The 20,633-nt window shown below is 41.2% G+C and carries 18 protein-coding genes; 1 reads left to right on the top strand and 17 read right to left on the bottom strand.

Annotation, left to right across the window (positions count from 1 at the left end):
• Nucleotides 1–142 precede the first annotated feature (142 nt).
• From C1E58_RS00835 to C1E58_RS00755, 17 genes are all read right to left on the bottom strand, one after another.
• Nucleotides 143–478: a Lin0368 family putative glycerol transporter subunit gene (locus C1E58_RS00835; protein WP_105113518.1), complete on the bottom strand. Its 336-nt coding sequence runs from the start codon at nucleotides 476–478 to the stop codon at nucleotides 143–145.
• 10 nt (nucleotides 479–488) lie between these two features.
• Complete coding sequence (locus tag C1E58_RS00830) at nucleotides 489–842, bottom strand: Lin0368 family putative glycerol transporter subunit (RefSeq protein WP_105113519.1); 354 nt, start codon at nucleotides 840–842, stop codon at nucleotides 489–491.
• A gap of 85 nt (nucleotides 843–927) precedes the next feature.
• Complete coding sequence (glpO, locus tag C1E58_RS00825) at nucleotides 928–2,757, bottom strand: type 1 glycerol-3-phosphate oxidase (protein ID WP_105209035.1); 1,830 nt, start codon at nucleotides 2,755–2,757, stop codon at nucleotides 928–930.
• A gap of 77 nt (nucleotides 2,758–2,834) precedes the next feature.
• A complete protein-coding gene (gene glpK, locus C1E58_RS00820) occupies nucleotides 2,835–4,346 on the bottom strand; it encodes a glycerol kinase GlpK (protein WP_105209034.1) in 1,512 nt (503 codons plus the stop codon).
• Between the two features lie 169 nt (nucleotides 4,347–4,515).
• Nucleotides 4,516–5,985, bottom strand: a complete 1,470-nt coding sequence (locus tag C1E58_RS00815; RefSeq protein WP_161951243.1) for a helix-turn-helix domain-containing protein — start codon at nucleotides 5,983–5,985, stop codon at nucleotides 4,516–4,518.
• A gap of 11 nt (nucleotides 5,986–5,996) precedes the next feature.
• Complete coding sequence (locus tag C1E58_RS00810; RefSeq protein WP_105209032.1) at nucleotides 5,997–7,325, bottom strand: FAD-dependent oxidoreductase; 1,329 nt, start codon at nucleotides 7,323–7,325, stop codon at nucleotides 5,997–5,999.
• A 603-nt stretch (nucleotides 7,326–7,928) separates the two neighbouring features.
• Nucleotides 7,929–8,864: a 4-hydroxy-tetrahydrodipicolinate synthase gene (dapA, locus tag C1E58_RS00805; RefSeq protein ID WP_105209031.1), complete on the bottom strand. Its 936-nt coding sequence runs from the start codon at nucleotides 8,862–8,864 to the stop codon at nucleotides 7,929–7,931.
• A gap of 67 nt (nucleotides 8,865–8,931) precedes the next feature.
• On the bottom strand, nucleotides 8,932–10,008 hold the full coding sequence (locus tag C1E58_RS00800; protein ID WP_105209030.1) for an aspartate-semialdehyde dehydrogenase: 1,077 nt from the start codon (nucleotides 10,006–10,008) through the stop codon (nucleotides 8,932–8,934).
• 119 nt (nucleotides 10,009–10,127) lie between these two features.
• Nucleotides 10,128–11,222, bottom strand: a complete 1,095-nt coding sequence (locus C1E58_RS00795; RefSeq protein WP_105113526.1) for a glycerol dehydrogenase — start codon at nucleotides 11,220–11,222, stop codon at nucleotides 10,128–10,130.
• A 76-nt stretch (nucleotides 11,223–11,298) separates the two neighbouring features.
• Nucleotides 11,299–12,345, bottom strand: coding sequence for an iron-containing alcohol dehydrogenase (locus C1E58_RS00790; protein ID WP_105113527.1), 1,047 nt, complete (start codon nucleotides 12,343–12,345; stop codon nucleotides 11,299–11,301).
• A gap of 17 nt (nucleotides 12,346–12,362) precedes the next feature.
• Entirely contained in the window at nucleotides 12,363–13,034 is a 672-nt protein-coding gene (locus C1E58_RS00785; RefSeq protein WP_105113528.1) for a fructose-6-phosphate aldolase, read from the bottom strand.
• A 14-nt stretch (nucleotides 13,035–13,048) separates the two neighbouring features.
• Nucleotides 13,049–15,496 carry a glycyl radical protein gene (locus tag C1E58_RS00780; RefSeq protein WP_105209029.1) on the bottom strand — a complete coding sequence of 816 codons (2,448 nt, stop codon included), beginning with the start codon at nucleotides 15,494–15,496 and terminating at the stop codon, nucleotides 13,049–13,051.
• Between the two features lie 151 nt (nucleotides 15,497–15,647).
• The gene (locus tag C1E58_RS00775) at nucleotides 15,648–16,949 is read right to left on the bottom strand and encodes a PTS sugar transporter subunit IIC (protein WP_105113530.1); all 1,302 of its coding nucleotides are present in this window, start codon (nucleotides 16,947–16,949) and stop codon (nucleotides 15,648–15,650) included.
• A 12-nt stretch (nucleotides 16,950–16,961) separates the two neighbouring features.
• The gene (locus tag C1E58_RS00770; RefSeq protein WP_105113531.1) at nucleotides 16,962–17,267 is read right to left on the bottom strand and encodes a PTS sugar transporter subunit IIB; all 306 of its coding nucleotides are present in this window, start codon (nucleotides 17,265–17,267) and stop codon (nucleotides 16,962–16,964) included.
• Between the two features lie 29 nt (nucleotides 17,268–17,296).
• Complete coding sequence (locus C1E58_RS00765) at nucleotides 17,297–17,620, bottom strand: PTS lactose/cellobiose transporter subunit IIA (protein WP_105209028.1); 324 nt, start codon at nucleotides 17,618–17,620, stop codon at nucleotides 17,297–17,299.
• Nucleotides 17,621–17,818: 198 nt separating this feature from the next.
• The gene (locus tag C1E58_RS00760) at nucleotides 17,819–18,790 is read right to left on the bottom strand and encodes a sugar-binding transcriptional regulator (RefSeq protein ID WP_029185943.1); all 972 of its coding nucleotides are present in this window, start codon (nucleotides 18,788–18,790) and stop codon (nucleotides 17,819–17,821) included.
• A gap of 10 nt (nucleotides 18,791–18,800) precedes the next feature.
• Nucleotides 18,801–19,544, bottom strand: coding sequence for a DeoR/GlpR family DNA-binding transcription regulator (locus C1E58_RS00755; RefSeq protein ID WP_105113532.1), 744 nt, complete (start codon nucleotides 19,542–19,544; stop codon nucleotides 18,801–18,803).
• A gap of 130 nt (nucleotides 19,545–19,674) precedes the next feature.
• On the opposite strand from C1E58_RS00755, the gene C1E58_RS00750 reads away from it, so the two are divergent.
• A complete protein-coding gene (locus tag C1E58_RS00750; protein ID WP_105116896.1) occupies nucleotides 19,675–20,451 on the top strand; it encodes a glycyl-radical enzyme activating protein in 777 nt (258 codons plus the stop codon).
• Nucleotides 20,452–20,633: the final 182 nt, after the last annotated feature.

Below are 20,633 nucleotides of genomic sequence, written 5' to 3'. Positions count from 1 at the left end.
CTGTTTATACATTTTCATGCCTTTCTAGTTGTTTTGTCGTTATTATAATTATAAAGCATGAAATGGAAAACGAGCAAATCCTAATTGGAATTGCTCGTTTTTTTATATGTGAGCGGCTAGTTTTTGCCCAGCCTCTTCATGATTATAGAAAGAATGAGAGGACCAGGCCACCTAAAATACCACCTACAAGTGCTGCTAGAATGTTGTTGGTAGCTTTCCCAACCTTTCCTCCACGTGCTACAGAGGCTACAAATACTCCTACTCCTGCTGCTAATCCCATATCGACCCAGGCATCACCTGATTGAGACATAAGACCGACACCATGATTGAGACACCATACCGTACCGACAACCATGGCCGCTGCTAACCAGCCACCAATTGGTCCAAAATGCTCGACCATTTTTCCCCAGGTCAATCGAATAACAAATGGGAAAACAAAGGCACCTACAAGTGTCGCTATTGCTTGTTGAATTGTCATGATAATCCTCCTAGTCTTTTTCCATATCTTCTTCAATCTTAGCTGCAACCAGTCCACCAATTGTAGCCCCAACGATAATCAAAAGGATAGTCGGTAAAGAATCAGCAATAGTACCAAATCCCTTCATAAATGCATCTCGAAAAATACCGCAGATAGCAATACCTAGTCCCATATCAACAAATGCTGAGTCAGCATCATGTTTAATAAGTCCTAGATAGTGGTTCATATACCACATTGGACCAATGATAATAAAAGCCGCGAAGAAACCACCGATAATACCATAAGCTTCTGCAAATGCTCCCCAGACACTCATAACAATCATGCCTGCAATCATATAACCGATTGTTGAACGTAAAAATTTCATAACTTCTCCTCTTGTATCAATCTCTTATTGATAAACTGGTGGGGAGCTTCTTCCATAGAAGAACAAGCTCCCACCTACCAGTAGATTATTTTTCTTTTAGATAGCTCAAATCATTTTTGTGCAAGGTTTCCGCAAGTAAGCCTTCCTGTTGAGCTAGTTCTTCCTCAGACCAAGCATAGTAAGCTGCCATTTCCTTGATGATTTCAGGTGCTACTGCATCCAACTGCTCCCGCATAAAGAGCATATAGTTGGTACGACGAAGAAGATAGTCAACTGCAGTCAAGGTCATTTCTTCCTTCATAGCATAATGAAGGGAAAGCAAGTCACGTTGATTAAGGTCAGACACAGCCTCTACTTTATGGTTCAAGGCAAATACTTTTGGCGCATTTGAGCCGTACAAGTTAGCAAGATAGAGGGCATCGTCGTAGTGCAAACCTTTTTTCACCCCTAATTGAGCCAAATGTTCAATTTCTTCTGCTACGTTAGCTGGGTTCAATTCCCCTCCAGAAACGGGATAGGTCTTCGAATTGATGAGTTTGAAGCTGCGACCATGTTCTTCTTTGAGAATGTCTGCTACTTTTTCCAAGGCACCTTCGGCCATTTTACGGAAGTCTGTGATTTTACCACCTGCAAGAGTCAGCAAACCATTGTCATCACGATCAAGGGCAGAGCCACGTGATACAGCTGAAGGATCCAAGTGTTTTTCTGAAACACTACCTTCCAAATGTGTCAAATCATGTTCCACATCGTCACGAGTCTTTTCATTGTTCAAGTAGCCTTTGACCGTTTCAATCAGGCTATTAAAGCTGTCATCACTGAGCTTACCGTTGTTACCACCGTTATAGTCGGAAGCACCATTGCCAGACAAGAGGGGACGAAGACCTGCCCAACCGCTCTCAATGTCATCCAAGGTCAAGTTTGCTTCTGGGAAGCGATTGTTGACAATATCTAGTAGGTAGTCAACGTCTTCTTGAGTTACCATTGGATTCGCCAAATCACCAGTATAGTCCGTATCTGTCGTACCAAAGTAGGTTTTATTTTCACGTGGAAGGACAAAGACCATGCGACCATCTGCGTGACCTGTATCAAAATAAGTCGGCTGTGGCACAGACAAGCGAGAGCTGTCGACAACTAGATGTACACCTTTGGTTGGACGCATTTGAAGGATACCTGAACCTTCGCCACCGAGGTTGCGTACTTCATCACTCCAAGGTCCTGTTGTATTGATAACCAAACGTGCACGGATTTCAAAGGTACTATCTGTCAGCAAATCACGAGCGACGATCCCGACAACTTTTCCAGCCTCATCCTTGATGAATTTCTCCGCTTTGACACGGCTAGCAATCAAGGCACCATCTTTGGCTGCCCGTTTGATATTTTCAATTACTAGGCGAGCATCATTGTTACGGAAGTCAAGGTAAACTCCACCACCAAGCAAGCCTTCTTTTTTCAGGTGAGGTGCCCGTTCTAGGACTTCTTCTCTCGTCAACACCTTATTGGCAAGGTCTGTATTGTTGACGCCAGCCAAGAGGTCATAGAGGTCCATAGCCACTTTCAAGCGGAAGAGGCTAAAGGTAGAACCCTCTTCATCATAGACTGGTAGCAACATTGGATCTGGTTTTGGAATATGTGGGGCAATATTTTGCACAACTGCACGTTCTGAAACCGTATCGGAAACCACTTCTACATCAAATTGTTTGAGGTAACGAAGTCCACCGTGAACCAATTTGGTTGAACGGCTGGATGTCCCTTCGGCAAAGTCTTGCATTTCAATCAAGGCTGTTTCCATACCACTTGCTGCTGCCTGTAAAGCCATACCAGCACCTGTAATACCACCCCCGATAATCAAGAGGTCAAGTTGACGATCCTGCATTCGCTCAATAGCTAAGCGTCTTGTTTCTTTTGAAAATTCCATACGATTCACTTCCTAACATTTATTCAGACGGATTGATTAGAAGAGACGAATTGTCCCTTCCAACCATTTTTTCCATTTTAATCTTCTTCTACTTCTGCAAATAGTTGTGTTGCGGCAACTGCTTTTTTCCATCCCTTGTAAAGTTGTTCTTTACGAGCATCGTTCATAGTTGGTTGGAAGGATTGGCCAACAGCATTTAATTCTTTCAATTCATCCAAATCTTTCCAGAAACCAACTGCCAAACCTGCCAAGAATGCTGCACCAAGAGCAGTTGTTTCCAAGTTTTTCGCACGGGCAATCTCAATACCAAGAATATCCGCCTGGAATTGCATGAGAAGACTGTTCATAGCCGCGCCACCATCAACCTTCAAAACAGAGATATCAATACCTGAATCAATCTGCATGGTATCAATGACATCGCGCACTTGGTAGGCAATGGATTGAAGAGTTGCCTTCACAAAATCTTCCTTGGTTGTTCCACGTGTCAAGCCAAAAACAGAGCCACGTGCTTCTGAATTCCAGTAAGGAGCTCCCAAACCAGTAAAGGCTGGTACAACATAGACTTCATCATTGCTAGTTGACTTGCGAGCCAACTCTTCTGATTCAGGTGATTCTTTGACCATCCGCATACCGTCACGAAGCCATTGTACAGCTGATCCTGCGATAAAGATTGAACCTTCCAGTGCATAGTATACTTTACCGTTGATACCATATCCGATAGTGGTCAAGAGGCTATTATCAGAAAGCTGCATTTCCTCACCTGTGTTCATGACGATGAAGGAACCTGTTCCATAGGTATTTTTCACCATACCAGGCTCAAACGCCAACTGACCGAAGAGGGCTGCCTGCTGGTCACCTGCCATACCAGAGATTGGTACTTCTGCTCCGTAAAAATGGAATGGAGCTGTCGTTCCGTAGATTTCTGAGTTGGAACGAACTTCCGGCAACATGGCTTTTGGAATATTGAGCAATTCAAGGATTTCATCATCCCACTTGAGCTCTTTGATATTGTACAACATAGTACGTGCCGCGTTTGAGTAGTCCGTCACATGGCACTTACCATTTGTCAATTTCCATACCAACCAAGTATCAATGGTCCCGAAGAGGATTTCACCCTTTTCTGCACGCTCTTGGGCTCCAGGAACTTGATCCAAAATCCAACGAACCTTAGTTGCAGAGAAGTAAGCATCAATAACCAAACCTGTCTTTTTATGGAAGAGGTCTGCATGCCCATCTTGTTTTAACTGATCTGCAATGTGAGCTGTCTGGCGAGATTGCCAGACAATGGCATTGTAAATTGGAAGTCCTGTTTCCTTGTCCCAAACAACTGTCGTTTCACGTTGGTTAGTAATCCCAATCCCTTCGATCTGGTCTGGACGAACACCACTTTCAATAAAGGATCCCGCAATGACAGACTGGACGGAATTCCAAATTTCATTGGCATTGTGTTCTACCCAACCTGGTTTAGGGAAAATTTGCGTGAATTCTTTTTGGTAACTACCCACTTTTTCACCTTTTTTGTTAAAGATGATGGCGCGTGAGCTCGTTGTACCTTGGTCAATGGCCATAATGTATTTTTCTGCAGACATATCCTGTCCTCCCCATTTTTGTTTTCTTGAAAACGCTTCCGTTTTCCTTGTGACTTTATTGTAAACTATTTTTTAACAATAATCCTATCAATTTTTTTAGATTTTAAAAAAAAATTGATAAAGCAGAATGTTGCTACTAAAAAAACTTCCTAGAACACTAGAAAGTTTATCACCGTCGTTCAATTCGGAAGTGTGTGCGCTCAACCAGGCGCTTGGCCTGCTCTAATTTGCGCTGATGAATTGTCTGAATCAAACTTTTTAGGTCTTTCAATTCCTGAACAGTTGGCATAGCATACACTTGAAAAAAGGGGCTCTTCTCCCAAGGATAATCGTGGCAGATAACCAAATCATAGGATTGGTCTGGTTGGACAGGTTCGATTTGAATGGACCGATTGCGTTCTAAGGACTGACGGAGGACTTGCAAGATTGGAGAACTAATGACAGATGGATAGCTGGATGCCCAACCAATCTGTACCATAGCTGGCTCCACCTGCATGAAATAAGAAAATAACTGGCTCAAGGACCTCAAATGACAAACTGCCACCTCTTCCTTTCTCCCAAAAATCTCGCTGGAAACATGGCGTAAAATACTGCTTGCTGCCATTTGCACGGACACTTCATAAGAACCAAGTTCATCAAAGCCACTCTCTATGCAGGAAGTGAAAAAATAGAGCTGACTAAAGACCTGATTGAGATGATAGAGTTCCCCCTCTTCCACTGCCAAATCTGTTTGCAATAAGACCTTGACCTGTTGAAAGGCCCAACTAGTCGCTGCCATGATGGGACCACCAAAGCCCAACACCTGTTCTAATTGATGAGCTGCCAAAATCCCTTGACTGAACAAAAATGCAAAAACAGACATGGTGTCCCCCTCTTGAAAGGAAGCCGATGATTGCTGGCTCAAGGTCAAAAACAGTTGCCGCAGTTGCCGATAGAATTTATGTTGCTCATAAGGGGCCATTAGCTGATAGACCGCCTGAAAGTCCAAATCTTTCAAGCGCATTCTCTTTTGGACAATCATCAACCATAGGGCTAGCTGATGAGCCTGTCTTGGATTAAAGGGGGACTGGTAAAAGCGTTCAAAAATTGGCAAATGCCCCAGTTGTTCGACAAATACTCGGTCCTTTTCTAGTTCCTTTAAAGGCCGGGTCAGCCAAAACAAGTGATAATAGAGATAACGAATTTGCAATTCACTGCCACGCAAACGACCGCTTCGAATAGTCACCTGAAACTCTTTCAAGACTTGGTTTATAGAGGACAGGTGTCTGTTTAAGGTTGCCTCGCTGAGTAACAAATCCTGCGCCAACATGGGAATAGAGCATTCATTTTTATCAAAAAAATAGAGTAAAATCTGGTACTTCACACTCGTTCGACACAGAAAGGTAAACAGGTCTTGGATGGATACGGTTGCGTCACGGTGCAGAAGGATTTCCTCTTCTCTAATCTGAAAAACAAGTCCAAACGGCTCCTCTGCAACCTCTTCAGAAAAACTCTCTACATAGCGTAACAAGGTTGATTTAGACAGATGCAATTCCTGAGCCGCCTCTTTTATCCCAAGGGCTGTGACCGACTTTCTCAAAAGAAGGAAAAGCTGGTAAATAGCACGCTCCCGTTTTTCTAATAAATCTAGTATATGCACCAGCTCACCACCTACTCTCTATCCTCTTTTTGCCATAGATAACGATTGGCTGCTTCAACAAGAAATGGTTGCAAATCCGTCCTCCTTGGCAAACAGAGCCAAGCTTCCTGTAGCAAATCTTCCACCGTCATTTCCTTAGAGATGGCAAGAGCAAGCACATTCATCTGTGCTATATGATCAGAGGTAGACACCAGTTGCCCACCAAGTATGCGTCCATCCTTTCGACTGACCACCATTTTAAAGTCGATTGTTTCCTCATCCCACTGACTAAAGGCTTGTTGAATACGGATAGATGAGGTATCTAACCACAAATTTGCTTCCCTTTCGGTCAGGCCGACACTGGTCAAATTATAACCAAATACATGGGTGGAAACAATGCGTTCAACAGCTCTTAAAGGCTTCTTCTTGGCCAAAAGGTTTTCTGCAACCAAGCGACCTGTCAAGATAGCATGATTGATCATGGGCAGATAGGCCTGCCCAAACATGGTCACAGGCATTCGAATTAAATCTCCTACCGCAAAAATTCCAGATTGACTGGTTTCAAGATAGTCATCCACCAGAATACTGCCGTCTGTATGCAAGTCAACTAATCCTTCCACCAAATCTGTATGAGGTCTAAAGTTGGTCCCCAAAAGAACAAAATCAGACAGGTAGGTTCCCTGCAAGCTGCTTAACTGGACTTGACCCAGTTCATTCAAGCTGACTTCATTGATGGTTTCTGAAAAATGATAGTCCAAGCCTATCCGTTCAAATTCATTCCAGATAAAGACGACCATTTCCTGATCAAAATACTTGGCCAAGGGCCATTCTTGCGACTCCATCAATCTAAGCTTCAAAGGCAGACGACTGAGTGCTTCTAGGCTTTCAAGCCCAATTTGACCAGCACCTATTACCGTCACACTCTCTGCTTCTTCTAGCTTTTCAAAACTCTTTTGGGCTTGAGCAATGGATTTACTGGTCAATATCTTTTCCGACAGGTCAACCGAGTGGTGTTCCCAGACTTGTTGGGCACCCATAGCTAAGATAAGGTAATCATAGGTCACATCCTGATGTTTATTTTCTTGCTTCAGTCTGACCTTTTTTAATTCTGCTTCTATGGAAATGCATTCCCATCCAAGCAAGAACTGAATGGATGACTGCTCTAGCCCTTCAAAATAGCAAATTCTTGCTTCTTCCCAGCTTGAAATTTCTCCTTTTATTTTCCAATTCAGTGCATTTGGAAAATAAGCGATACTCTCTTCTTTGTCAATCAAGTAGATAGTGGCTTGTGGATAACGTTTTTGGCATTCCATTGCAGTTGTCAAGCCAGCAAATGAAGCACCAATGATAACAATATTCATTCCGCAACCTCCCTTCCTCTCCATTATAGCACTGACTGTTCGATTTTTTCTGGAAAAGGTTTACAGCTTTAAAAAAACACACCAGATAACTGATGTGTTTAGATAAACTGAAATAAAAGGTCGAAAATGACAGTTAACGTCTTGGTTGACCTAGCTATCGAGTTTTTAGGCTCGGGTTAAAAACGTCCACTGGACTAGCTCGCTTTCGAGTTTCTTGGCTCGCGTTAAAATACTTCGCTTTTTTATTTTCAGGCTCAGGTCTTCTGTGGTCACTTTCGTAGTTCTTGGTGACCAGCTGAAACAGTTCCCCGAACTGTTTCACTCCACTGGACTATTCTTATCCCCTGACTATCCTCGCTTTCGGGTTTTTGAGCTCGGGTTAAAAACGTCCACAGACGTTGCTCGCTCTCTTATTTCTTGGCTCGCGTTAAAATACTTCGCTTTTTTATTTTCAAGCTCAGGTAAGAATAGTCCACTGGACTATTCTTATCCCCTGACTGTCCTCGCTTTCCAGTTTCTAGGCTCGGGTTAAAAACGTCCACTGGACATTGCTCGCTCTCTTATTTCAAGGCTCGCGTTAAAATAGTCACTCCCCTGACTATTTTAATAATCTGGTCGTACGACTCCTGTTACTGTGGCTTTGGTTGCTTCGTAGTCGCCGTCTACTACAACTTTGATAATGCGTTTGGCATCTTCTTCTGGGCATGGTACCAATGGCAAGCGGAGCGGGCCAACTTCAAATCCAAGATAGTTGAGAACTGCCTTAACTGGTGCAGGACTAGGATAGGAGAATAGAGCATTAACTTTCGGAATAAACTTGCGTTGAATGGCAGCTGCTGTTCGGATGTCTTGCTGCTCAATGGCAGTAAACATCTCATGCATCTCATCACCATTGGTATGAGATGCGACCGAAATAACACCGTCGGCTCCCAAATTCATAGCATGGAAGGCATCGCCGTCTTCACCAGTATAAATCAAGAAATCTTCTGGCTTATTCTCAATCAAGTAAGCCATGTTGGCAAGGCTGGTACACTCTTTAACACCGATAATATTTGGATGCTCCGCCAAACGCAACATGGTTTCAGGCGTCATTTCAACGACAACACGACCTGGAATATTGTAGATAATAATTGGCAAATCAGAAGCATCCGCAATGGCTTTGAAGTGCTGATACATTCCCTCTTGAGAAGGCTTGTTGTAATACGGTACGATGGCAAGACCTGCTGCAAAGCCACCAAAGGCCGCAACTTCCTTGGCAAACTCGATGGAGTCACGGGTATCATTAGTACCGATACCAGCAATCAGCGGCACACGACCATCGACAATCTTTTGTACGGCTGCAAAGAGTTCCAATTCCTCAGCGTGTGTAAGGGTTGGACTTTCAGCTGTTGTTCCTGCCAACAAAATCCCTTCCGTATGATGAGCCAACAAATGTTCGACCAATTCTGGCAATACATCATAGTTAATTGCACCATCTTCTTTAAAGGGTGTAATCATGGCTGTAATGATTTTTACATCGCGTAAATCTTGAATAGACATAGATTTTCTCTCTTTCTCTTGACAAAAAAGGCTGAAACCAGCCTTTGATTTTTCTAAGTCCTCAAACTTATTTCAATTCAAATTTCAATTCTGCAGTTGGACGAACCAATCCACGTTCATGGAGAGTTTCAGCGATTTGAACTGAGTTCCATGCTGCACCCTTGAGCAAGTTGTCAGAAACAACCCACATGTGAATACCGTTTTCCTTATCCAAATCTTTACGGATACGACCGACAAAGGTATCACGGCTACCAACAGCGTTAATAGCTTGCGGATATACTTGGTTTGCCACATCATCTTCCAAAACAGCACCAGGGAAGGCTGCAATGGCTGCTTTTACCTCATCAATCGGAGCAATTTCTTTGGTTTCAATGTAAACAGACTCAGAGTGGGCAGACAAGACTGGAATACGGACACAGGTTGCAGAAACAGCAATACTGTCATCTTCCATGATTTTCTTGGTTTCTTTTGTCATCTTCATCTCTTCGTAAGTGTAGTCATTGTCTGTGAAGAGATCAATTTGCGGAATGGCATTGAAACCGATTGGGTAGTGTTTCTTATCACCACCTGAAGGAAGAATGTTAGCTTCTACCGCTTTTGGCTCTACACCGTCATTCAAGACAGAACGAAGCTGAGCTTGCGTTTCCAAGATAGCTCCCATACCTGCACCAGAAACTGCCTGATAGGTTGATACGATAATCCGCTCCAAGCCCCATTTCTGACGAACAGGCTCCAAAGCAACCATCATTTGAATAGTTGAACAGTTTGGACAAGCAATGATACCATTGTGGGCATCAAGCGCGTGAGCATTTACTTCAGGAACAACCAGAGGAACATCTGGATTTTGACGGAAATAAGAGGTGTTATCCACCACAACCGCTCCTGCTTTTACTGCATATGGAGCATACTTGGCAGATGTAGAGCCACCAGCTGAGAAGAGGGCAATATCTACTCCTTCAAAGGCTGTTTCTGTTGTTTCTTCAATGACAATGTCCTGTCCCTTAAATTGCAAGGTCTTGCCTGCTGAACGAGCAGAAGCCAAGAAACGCACTTTCTCTATTGGAAGGGTGGATTCTTCCAACATTTTAATCATTTGGGCACCTACTGCACCAGTGGCACCAACAACAGCTACTACATAAGCCATAGAAATCTCCTTTAAGTCAATTCTTCAAAATTTTCTAAAAATTTGTTATTTCATAATTATACCATAATATTTTGAAAAGAAAAGCCCTGAGAAAACTGAATTTCTCAGGACAGAGCAAATTATTTTCCTAAGGAACGAACGTAGAAATCAACTGCTAACAATGCCTCTGCTACATCTTCTGCTGAAATCGCAAATGGCATACCATGAATCGTTTCGCCTTCAATAGTTGCTTGTTGACCAACCTTCAACAAATCTTCATAGCTCGCATCAGCTAGATGCAATTCTGCTAGAGTAGTTGGCAAGTTCAAGGCTTGATAGAAACGAATATACTTTTCCAACTCTTCTTTAGGACGATTTTCCAAGAAGAGTTGTGTTAAGGTACCATAAGCAACTTTTTCGCCATGTGTCAGATGATGAATATCTCCTTCCAAAGCAGTAAAACCATTGTGAATAGCATGCGCCGCAGCCAGACCTGCACTTTCAAATCCAAGTCCACTTAATAAGGTATTGGCTTCAACAATATTTTCCAAGGCAGTTGTCACAACCTTGGCTTCACAACTAGCCATAGCCTGCAGTCCGTAATCAAACAAGGTCTTCTCACAAGTTTGAGCAATAGCAATACCTGCAAGCGTCTGCGCACCTCCTGCCATGGTTGTTCCATTGCTTTGCAAAATAGCACGCGCCTCAACCCAGGTCGCTAAACCGTCTGCAATACCTGAGGCTAATAAACGAGGTGGTGCTTGACAAATGATAGCTGTATCTACTAACACAAGATCCGGATTCTTCTTGTAGAAAATATAGCGTTCAAAAGCTCCTTCTTCTGTATAGATAACAGATAATGCTGATGTAGGAGCATCTGTTGAGGCAATCGTTGGAGCAATCACAACAGGAACTGCAAGTAAATCTGCAATAGCTTTAGCAGAGTCTATAGCTTTTCCACCACCTAAGCCAATAATGACATCGCTCGCTTGCTCTTGACCGAGGGTCACCACACGTTGAATTTCTTTATCGGATGCCTCGCCGTTAAAAACGACACGATAAGGTATCATACCTGCATCGGTCAAGTATGTTAGAAACTTCTCACCAACAATGCCGTACACCAAATCATCACAAAGAATCAAAGGCTTTGTTCCTAATTTACCGATAGCTTCAGCGCCTTGAAATAAGACATTCTTGCCCTGAATATAACGCGACGGACTAGCAAAAACTTTCATAAACATTCCTCCTGTAATTTTTCATTTACTTTATTATATTTGTTTTGATAGAATTTTCAATACTAAAGTGAAATCATTATTCTTTTAAGGAAAACAGTAGTTTCGGTAACTCTTGTACAGCTTTTTCCAACTGTTCAATTGAAACTGGAAGCCCCTCAAGACTGGTTCGACAGGTTTGAGAAAGACCAGTAGTTGACGAAAATGGTAACGAGCTTAGGGGTGGCAGTAAGTTTAAATCTCTATAAAATTCCAAATAAGACTGCCATTCCTTTTCTGAACAATTCCTCAATTGCAACAATACAAGATGTACACAAGTAAAAATTTGTTCTTCTTTGCCTTGAATACTTTCTGAATAGCGGGCGATGATTTCTGTATAGAGCAGACTAACCAATCGAACGGCATCATGATGCGTTGCCATTCCAGTTAAAAAGGTGATGACTTCGACAACATCTTCCAAAGACTTACTAGTGGCCTGTAATTGATAGGACTGATAAGCATCTTTTCCTTTGGAGAGCAATAATTGCTCACAACCTTGAATGAGCAAGCGATCCATCACACTGACCTGCTCTTCGTCTTGGCAAATAGACTCCGCCGCTAAACACGTCAAACAACGTACCAATCCCAATTCCAAAATAAACAAAGGGGCATGATGTAAGAAGAGTTGTGTATCTGCAATGACCAAAGAAGGTTCACCCAGTTGCCCCCTGACCGTATCACTGCGTGAATACCCTTCATGAAGAATAGCACAAGAAGAGGTTGATGCAGGCGTTGATAATATCGTCGGAATCAAAACATATGGAAGTTCCAACAAACCTGCTACTAATTTGGTCATATCCAATATCCGACCACCACCCAAGCCAATCACCATGTCTGCTTTATGTTCTTCTGCAGTTCTAGCATGTGCAAATACTTGAATGTCTGTAACATCTCCCATTAAAAAGGAAGTCATTGGCATACAACCATAACATGTAATATTTTTTATAAACTTATTCCCAATCTTGTTATAAATTGTTTCGTCACACAAAACAAGGGGGCGGTGACCTATTTTCAAGATTTCGACCGCACTTTCATACAGGATACCTGTTCCCTGGATATAGCGTGAAGGACTTGAGATAGCTTTCATAACCGACCCCCTATTTCTTATTCTATAAACTCTTTGCCATGAATAGCAGACCAATCTGCTGCAAAATCAGTTACCGCTTTGTCGATAGATGGCATGGCAAAGGCGGCCTCAAAAACATCTGTACCAGCTGTAATTGCCTGAGCACCATTTGCAAATGCTTGATTGACTTGTTCTACATTCTTAAAGGACGCAGCTAAAATCTTACTCTCTGAACACTCACGATCAATGACTTCCGCCAACTGAGCAATTACTGCATTTGAATCAATATTTAAATTGGCCATACGGTTATAGTAAGGTGCTAAATAGTCTGCGCCCGCAGCAATGGCCAACAAGCCTTGAAAAGTTGTATAAATCGCTGTCGCTGTAATCTTAAACCCTTCTGCTTTCAGGGTCTTGATAGCTGCCAATCCTTCTGGAGTTACTGGAACTTTAATGTAGACATTCTCAGGAGCCAGCTCACGAATTTTTTTCGCATCCGCTAAAATCCCCTCGTAATCTCTTGCAACAACCTGCACATGCAGGGAAGGTTCCGGACCAAGTAGGTCTCTAATGTCTTTTAAGCGTTTAAAAAAGTCAATATCCCCCTCTTTCTTTGCAATAGTCGGGTTAGAGGTTACTCCCGCAAGCGGGAGAACCTTGGCCCATTTTTTGATTTCTTCTACATTTAACGTGTCCAGCATAAATTCCATAGTGATAACCTCTTTTACAATGTATGTTCAGTACGTCCGATAATATCGTCTTGGGTCGCTCTGGAAAGAACATTGAAGAATGCTGAGTAGCCTGCGACACGGACAATCAAGTCACGGTGTTTTTCAGGATGTAACTGAGCATCAAGCAAGGTTTCTCTCGAAACAACATTGTACTGAATGTGGTACCCATGCAAGCGGTTAAAGAAGGTCCGCAAGAGGGCAATCAATTTTTGTTTGTCTTCTTCTTTAGCAAGAGTTTGTGGATTGACCTTCTGATTGAGTAAGACACCACCAACAATTTCGTGCGTTGGTAATTTCGCAACAGATTTCAATACAGAAGTTGGTCCATTTTTATCCATATTATGAGATGGGGAACAACCTTCCGCCAATGGTGTACCTGCATTTCGACCATCCGGTGTCGCCAAAGTACCACGACCTTGTCCAACGTTTGCTGAAATAGATGAGGTACCTGAATAGCGAATACCACCAATTGGACCACGTCCAAAACGAGTGTTTGGATACTTGGCAATCTCATCCACATAAATATTATAAGCTTCTGTCACCAACTGGTCTGCGTAATCATCATCATTACCGTATTTTGGTGCATCCTCAATCAACATTTCTTGGATTTCTTTACCACGTTCACCAGCATAGTCCGTTTCCAAAGCATGCCACAATTCTTCTGGTGTCAATCGTCCTTCTTCAAAGACTAATTTCTTAATGGCAGCTAGAGAATCGGACAAGTTGGCAATCCCAACCTGCAAGCCAGAAATGTAGTCGTAAATCGCCCCACCTTCTTTCAAGTGCTTACCACGACCGATACAGTCATCTGTCAGAGCCGAGCAAAGAATGTCCGGAACTTCTCTTTCTAAGGCAATATCAATCGCATTTTCAACAATAACACTCATCCGTGTCAGATGACGAAGTGTCTTCTCCCATGCCGTTTCAAGCTCTTCAAATGACTTCATGTCTTTGAAGTGACCAAAGGCTGGAGCAAATCGTTTGCCTGATGCAGGGTCAATCCCATCATTCATTGTAATCAACAACACTTTCGGGAAGTTCATATAGCTCATACCTGTACAACGGTAACCCCATTTACCAGGAACAGCCGTTTCTACACAACCAATCGCGCTGTAGTCATAGGCATCTTCTTCCAAGACACCTTTTTCAATAAAGGATGGAATGATAATTTCATCGTTGTTGAAGGCAGGCATACCAAAGCCAAGTTTCATTACTTCTATGCATTCATTCATGAAACGAGCATCAAGACCTGCATGATAGCGAACGGTCAAGTTTGGCTGTGGTAAATGTGTTTGGGCAACAGATTTCAATACTAAGTAAGAAAGTGGATTGACAGCATCTTTCTTATCACGTGTTTGTCCGCCAATGGTAACGTTTTGGTAAAGCGGGCTACCTGCTGATGAGAAGGTGTGAGACTGACTACGAACCTTGTTGATGGTAATGGTCTTAATCCACAAGTTAGTCAACCGCTCAACGATACTTTCTTCCGTTTCTCTACCTGCTTCCAAGTCCGCTTTCACGTACGGATACATGTATTGGTCAAAACGTCCATAAGAAAGGGAATGTCCATTAGACTCAATTTGCAAGATACACTGAATAAACCAGACAGATTGCACTGCTTCTGCAAATGTTTCTGCGGGTTCATACGGTACCTTCGAACAAATACGAGCGATTTCCAATAATTCTTGACGGCGTTGAGCGGTTGGTGCTTTCTCTGCCAATTCAGTAGCCAAGGCAACAAAACGATTGGCATATGCTTTTACTGCGTCAATGATGATAAAGATTGAGTCATAGAAATGGTACTTGTCAATGCTTGCTGGATCCGTCAAATCAAGCTTAGCTTTTGCTTCACGTACGCGTTCCTCAAAACCACGCAAACCATGTTCCAATACCTTTTGGTAGTTAACAGCCAAGTGGGCATCGCCAGAGTTCATCTTGCCTTCCATACCAAAGAATCCTGTTTCCATATAGACTTGAACTTCTTCTGGAAGCAAGACACCTGCTCTTGCACGTAAGTTATTATTTTCCCAGAACGGAGCGATACTGCGCAACTGCTCCTTGGTTTCCTCGGTAATATAGAAGACATCTCCATCCCGTTTTTCAAATAAATCCAATTCGTTTAGAACAAATTCCAAGGTATACTCTGGAAAAATTGGAGCATCCTTGTTCGAAGAAGCTTGGTTGCCTGCAATCAAACTTTCTTCTTCAATGTACAGTGTCATATTTTCCAAAATTTCTTTTAGCATGTAGGCACGCTTTAAGACATTTGGTTTCTCTTGGTGTTCTTTGTAAGCCTTTGTGGCTAAAATTGCACGCTCTGCATCAATGTATGGTTTTTTATCTAAAACATCTTCGCGGTACTTGAGCATGCGATCGGTCAAATTACCGAAATATTCTGTCTTAATGCTAGTACTTGCTACCTCAGTAACTACTGTTTTCATTTTAATTTTTCCTTTCTTTCGAAACGTTATTTTGTTTCGTTTGTAATTAAAGTATAACTTTTACAACTAATTTTTGTCAATAAAGGAGAGATAGCACTTGAAAATAGCAATCATTTAGCACAAATGTGCAAAATCTAATGAGTGTTTTTTACTAGATATTTTCCTTTTGTTCGTTTTCATAGGCAATATTATCTTGAATTTTGAAGAACGGAAAATAAACAATAGTTGACATAGCCAAGATAATGATTTGAACAACCGCACCTTGCCAACCACCGACCATGAAACCAGAAATGATTGCAGGAGTTGACCAAGGCAGTGTTACACCTGAGAAGGGCTGCATAAATCCTATTGAAATAGCACCGTAGACAATGAAAGCTGCCAAGATTGGTACCAATACAAATGGAAGAAACATGACTGGGTTCATAACAACTGGAAAACCAAACACGACAGGTTCATTGACGTTGAAGATGGCTGGGAAAGCTGCTACCTTACCAAGTGCCTTGTATTGTTTTGATTTTGCTGCAAATAGCATTGCAAATACTATACCAAATGTAATTCCTGAGCCTGACATAATCAAGAAACTATCCAAAAACTGCTGGGTCACGATATGAGCGCCATTTTCCAAAGACAACTTATCTGCTGCTAGAAGAGCCTTGTTGGCATCAAGGTTTGACAAAAGCAAGGCAGTAACAACACCATTGACAACGGATTGACCATGCACACCAAACCACCATAGGAATGATATAAAGAAAGCAATTCCAATAGCACCTGGCAAGGAACCAGTCAAACCTTGAAGAGGCACTTGGATCACATCGTAAATCATTTCAATGAAAGTACCACCGTTAGTCACCATCTTAGAAATGATATATACAATCATAGATAGCAAAAAGATAACAAAGGCAGGAATCATCGCCTCAAACTGTTTAGCAATAGCTTGGGGTACTTGCTCAGGCATTTTTATCACGATATGACGCTGAATAAAGGTTGTATAGATAGCCCCCACTACCAGTCCAATGATGATTGCTCCGATAATTCCTTGACCACCAAACCAAACTTTTGCAATGGCATCTCCAATTGGTTCACCTTCTGCTGGTATGTAAGATGACCTCAAGAGAATAAAGAAGGAGGACAAGGACAAGACACCCGCTGGAAGTGGCTCAACACCGCTATTCTTTGCATAAGAATAGCCAATCGCAAAACAGGAAATCAAGCCCATGATTGCAAATGTGCCACTATAAACCTGCATGAATGGCTCAATCCAATCCGCTCCAAATAGAGCAGCAATTGCATTGTTCAAGCCTTCAAAAGGTAACTGGCCAATAATGAGGAAAATACTTCCCACAACTGTTAATGGAAGGATAGCCAACATGCCATCCTTTAAAGCGATAATCCCTTTCATGTTTACAAACTTCATGATCGGAACAATAATTTTTTGTGTATCTACTTTAGCCATGGTCCCACCCCTTTATGAAACTAAACTTAGAGCTAGTTGCAAAACTTTTTTTCCGTCTAGCATTCCATAATCAGCCATAGGAATGACTGCAATCGGAACATTCTTTTCATCACAAAGTGCTTTAGATTTATCAAAAGTATAGGCAACTTGTGGTCCTAACAGTGCCACATCTATTTTGTCTAGATAGTCAGCTATTTTTCCTTGAGAATGAGCATCTATCTCTACCTCTACACCCGCAGCCTCTGCTGCTACTTTCATATTGTTGACCAACATGCCAGTAGAAAATCCAGCCGCACAAAAAAGAGCTATTTTAACCATTTTGGTATCCTCCTAAATATAAAATTGGTTTAACTGACTTTTTTTAATTCTTTTCGTAAATCAATGATTTCCTTAATCAAATTGATTTCTGTAATCGATGTCATGAGATGGTCCTGTGAATGCACAAACAGGGCTGTGATTTCTGATTTTATTCCACTGGCTTCTTGAGCTAAAAACTTGGTCTGCATATTATGCGCCTCTAACAAAGCAGCATCTGCCAAGCTTAACTCCTGTTCAGCACGTTCATGCTCACCCGATTTTATAAACAATAATGCTTGATAGGCATGACTCTTAGCATCACCTGCATAGATTATCAAGCCCATAATAATTTGGTCCGCAACAATCATTTCCATTGTTCCTACCTCCTTTTCTTTTTTTAGTAAGTTTTTATGTTTCTTTCGTAAACAAAGTATATCATTTCATCTCAATATAGTAAATAACAAAATCGCTCTTTTTCACCATTTTTGAATAAATTGCACTTTTGTGCTTTTTTTGATAAAATAAAAACATTTACTATCCACCAAGGACAATAAATGTCATTATTTAACCTATCACAAAGAGAAATAGTTGGTGTCTCCATCTAGCTTCAACACCTTCAAGATTGTCCCTTCGTCCGTCACAAGATGATTGATATAACCTGCTCGCAAAATAGCTAGTATTGCCTGAGCCTTATGCTCTCCGTAAGCTAAAGCTAGCGTATTGGGAATATTTTTCAGTTCTTCTAATGAAATAGCTATCGTCCTATCTTGTAGGTCTTCGACAACGGGCTCTCCATTATGATTAAGACAACGACAGCAGGTTTCACCAACCGCCCCCTCTATAGATAACTGATGAAAGTCAGCTTCTGTTAACATATCCAACCACTGAGGATTATTAGCATCTACCCTACCACCAATTCCGACAGCCGCCACATTCAATTTTTTCCAGTCCGCTCTTAACTCTTCAAAATATCTGGATGACAAAATTCCTTCAGCAAGACTTTGATTTTCTTGGATAATAGTCGCGTTGATAAAACTGCACTCTCCTCGAAATTTATTGGCCATATCATAAATTAGAGTATTGACATGATAGCGAGCATGAATATGACTTGGGCCACCAGCAATAGGAACAAATTTTAAACCTTTCATCCGGTGATGTCCCATTTTCTCAACGATTAAACTCAAACTTCTGCCCCAAGAAAAACCAACTATCATGTCATCATCAATCAAATTAGTTAACATATCAGCTGCTGCTTCTGCTAAACGAGATTCTAAAGCAGAAAGATCGCCATCTGAGCTATTCTCTACTAGTTCAATCCTCTTAAGACCATACTTGTTTTGAACATATTTCTCCAACTGATAAAGTCGCTTATCAAAATCTTGGATTTCTATTTTAACAATGCCTTCTAACTTGGCTTTAGTCAGCATTCTACTGACTGTTGTTCTGTAGATTCCTGTTTCCATGGCAATCTCTGCCTGACTTTTTCCTTCTATGTAATAGAGATAGGCAATCTTTGCTAATTGTCTTCTTTTTTCTAGCTTCATTCTTTCCTCACTAAACGATAGTGACCTTAACATTGGCTTTTTCTAGTTCAGCTACAAAAATCTCTGCAATTGAGGTATCCGTAATGACTTGAGCAACTTGACTTAGACCAAATCGACGTACGGTCCCTTTCTTAGTAAATTTGCTGGCATCTGTCAACACAATCATCTGCTCTGAAACTTCAGACATATATTGAACGACCTCACTTCGCATCAAATTCTTTCCTGTAAAGCCGTGCTCACTGTCAAAACCATCTGTTCCTACAAAGGCTTTATCTACATGAAAGAAATGAATCATTTTTTGTAAAAGGGGACCAACTGTCACTTGTGAATCTTTTTGAAATTCACCACCTAATAAAATAACTTGACAACCATCATACTGTCTAACATAATTAGCTATAAAATATGAGTTTGTGATAATAGTTACGTTTCTTTTTGTCTTGCAGATTTCCTCTGCTAACAGAGCACAAGTAGAACCAGACTCAATCATTACTGTTTCATTATCTACTACTAATTTTACCGCTTCCTTCGCGATTCTTTTTTTCACATCGTAGCGAAAAGACATTCGAATATTTAAATCGTCTCCACTATTTAAAACAGCATAGCCATGTTCTCGCCTTAGCAAACCTCTAGATTCTAACTTATCCAAATCTTTACGGATTGTTACCTTGGAAACTTCCAACTGTTCAGATAAACTATTTACATCAATTTTTTCATGTTGAGATACGAGTTCTATAATTTTATCTAGTCGTTCCATTTTATCACCTCGTACTTATTGTACCAAATTATCACCAATTTTCAACTTTTTAACCTTAAAACACTTACGTTCGTAATTGCAAAACTTTCGTTTATAGTGTAAAATTGTATTGTAGCAAAGGAGAAGTCTTATGAACTCGACCAAAGGTATCATTTTTAACATTCAACACTTTTCATTACATGATGGTCCTGGTATCCGTACAACTGTTTTCTTAAAAGGATGTCCTTTACGTTGTCCTTGGTGCGCTAATCCCGAGTCGCAAAAGCGCAATCCCGAACCAATGTTAGATGCCAATACCAAGAAAACTACTATCATGGGGGAAGAGAAAACTGTTGATGAAATCATGGATGAAGTTATGAAAGATGTTGATTTCTATGAGGAATCCGGTGGTGGACTTACTCTATCTGGCGGGGAAATTTTTGCTCAATATGAATTTGCAAAAGCTATCTTAATGGAGGCAAAACTGCGCGGACTTCATACTGCTATTGAAACAACCGCTTTTGTTGAGCAACAAAAATTCGCTGAGTTAATCCAATATGTTGATTTCATTTACACTGATTTAAAACACTATAATACTATTTCACATCGAAAGATTACTGGAGTTAACAATAACCTTATTATACAAAATATAGAATACGCCTTTTCTATCGGAAAAGAGATTGTTTTACGAATTCCTGTCATTCCAGAATTTAATAATTCATTAGAAGATGCTGAGCAGTTTGCCTCACTTTTCAACCAACTCAATATTGATGAAGTTCAACTACTTCCCTTCCATCAGTTTGGCGAAAATAAGTACAAACTTCTTAATCGTAACTATACGATGACCGACGTTAAGGCTCTCCATCCTGAAGACTTGGCAGATTATCAGGCAATCTTTTTGAAACATAATATCAATTGTTACTTCTAATCACACTTTTAATGATATTAACTATCAGAATGAGCAGTATTGACTGATCCGTTCAACGTTCAGAGCAAATTGAATATTTACACTTCTACAAAGATATACTGAATAATAGAACTCTTGGAAACATTATTAAAATGTTTCTGAAAATCACATAACAAAAAAAGCCCACCTCAAGGGTGGGCAAG

It is taken from the genome of Streptococcus suis, from assembly GCF_002964575.1.
In the GTDB taxonomy this organism is placed as follows: Bacteria; Bacillota; Bacilli; order Lactobacillales; family Streptococcaceae; genus Streptococcus; species Streptococcus suis_R.
This window is presented reverse-complemented; position numbering and strand designations above follow the sequence as displayed.

What these genes read in the sequence shown, in the direction of transcription:
- C1E58_RS00755 (WP_105113532.1), bottom strand. Translation starts at nt 19,544, where the DNA reads ATGGAACGACTAGATAAAATTATAGAACTCGTATCTCAACATGAAAAA.
- glpO (WP_105209035.1), bottom strand. Translation starts at nt 2,757, where the DNA reads ATGGAATTTTCAAAAGAAACAAGACGCTTAGCTATTGAGCGAATGCAG.
- C1E58_RS00830 (WP_105113519.1), bottom strand. Translation starts at nt 842, where the DNA reads ATGAAATTTTTACGTTCAACAATCGGTTATATGATTGCAGGCATGATT.
- C1E58_RS00785 (WP_105113528.1), bottom strand. Translation starts at nt 13,034, where the DNA reads ATGGAATTTATGCTGGACACGTTAAATGTAGAAGAAATCAAAAAATGG.
- C1E58_RS00760 (WP_029185943.1), bottom strand. Translation starts at nt 18,790, where the DNA reads ATGAAGCTAGAAAAAAGAAGACAATTAGCAAAGATTGCCTATCTCTAT.
- C1E58_RS00835 (WP_105113518.1), bottom strand. Translation starts at nt 478, where the DNA reads ATGACAATTCAACAAGCAATAGCGACACTTGTAGGTGCCTTTGTTTTC.
- C1E58_RS00780 (WP_105209029.1), bottom strand. Translation starts at nt 15,496, where the DNA reads ATGAAAACAGTAGTTACTGAGGTAGCAAGTACTAGCATTAAGACAGAA.
- dapA (WP_105209031.1), bottom strand. Translation starts at nt 8,864, where the DNA reads ATGTCTATTCAAGATTTACGCGATGTAAAAATCATTACAGCCATGATT.
- C1E58_RS00810 (WP_105209032.1), bottom strand. Translation starts at nt 7,325, where the DNA reads ATGAATATTGTTATCATTGGTGCTTCATTTGCTGGCTTGACAACTGCA.
- C1E58_RS00790 (WP_105113527.1), bottom strand. Translation starts at nt 12,345, where the DNA reads ATGAAAGCTATCTCAAGTCCTTCACGCTATATCCAGGGAACAGGTATC.
- C1E58_RS00765 (WP_105209028.1), bottom strand. Translation starts at nt 17,620, where the DNA reads ATGGAAATGATTGTTGCGGACCAAATTATTATGGGCTTGATAATCTAT.
- glpK (WP_105209034.1), bottom strand. Translation starts at nt 4,346, where the DNA reads ATGTCTGCAGAAAAATACATTATGGCCATTGACCAAGGTACAACGAGC.
- C1E58_RS00750 (WP_105116896.1), top strand. Translation starts at nt 19,675, where the DNA reads ATGAACTCGACCAAAGGTATCATTTTTAACATTCAACACTTTTCATTA.
- C1E58_RS00800 (WP_105209030.1), bottom strand. Translation starts at nt 10,008, where the DNA reads ATGGCTTATGTAGTAGCTGTTGTTGGTGCCACTGGTGCAGTAGGTGCC.
- C1E58_RS00770 (WP_105113531.1), bottom strand. Translation starts at nt 17,267, where the DNA reads ATGGTTAAAATAGCTCTTTTTTGTGCGGCTGGATTTTCTACTGGCATG.
- C1E58_RS00775 (WP_105113530.1), bottom strand. Translation starts at nt 16,949, where the DNA reads ATGGCTAAAGTAGATACACAAAAAATTATTGTTCCGATCATGAAGTTT.
- C1E58_RS00795 (WP_105113526.1), bottom strand. Translation starts at nt 11,222, where the DNA reads ATGAAAGTTTTTGCTAGTCCGTCGCGTTATATTCAGGGCAAGAATGTC.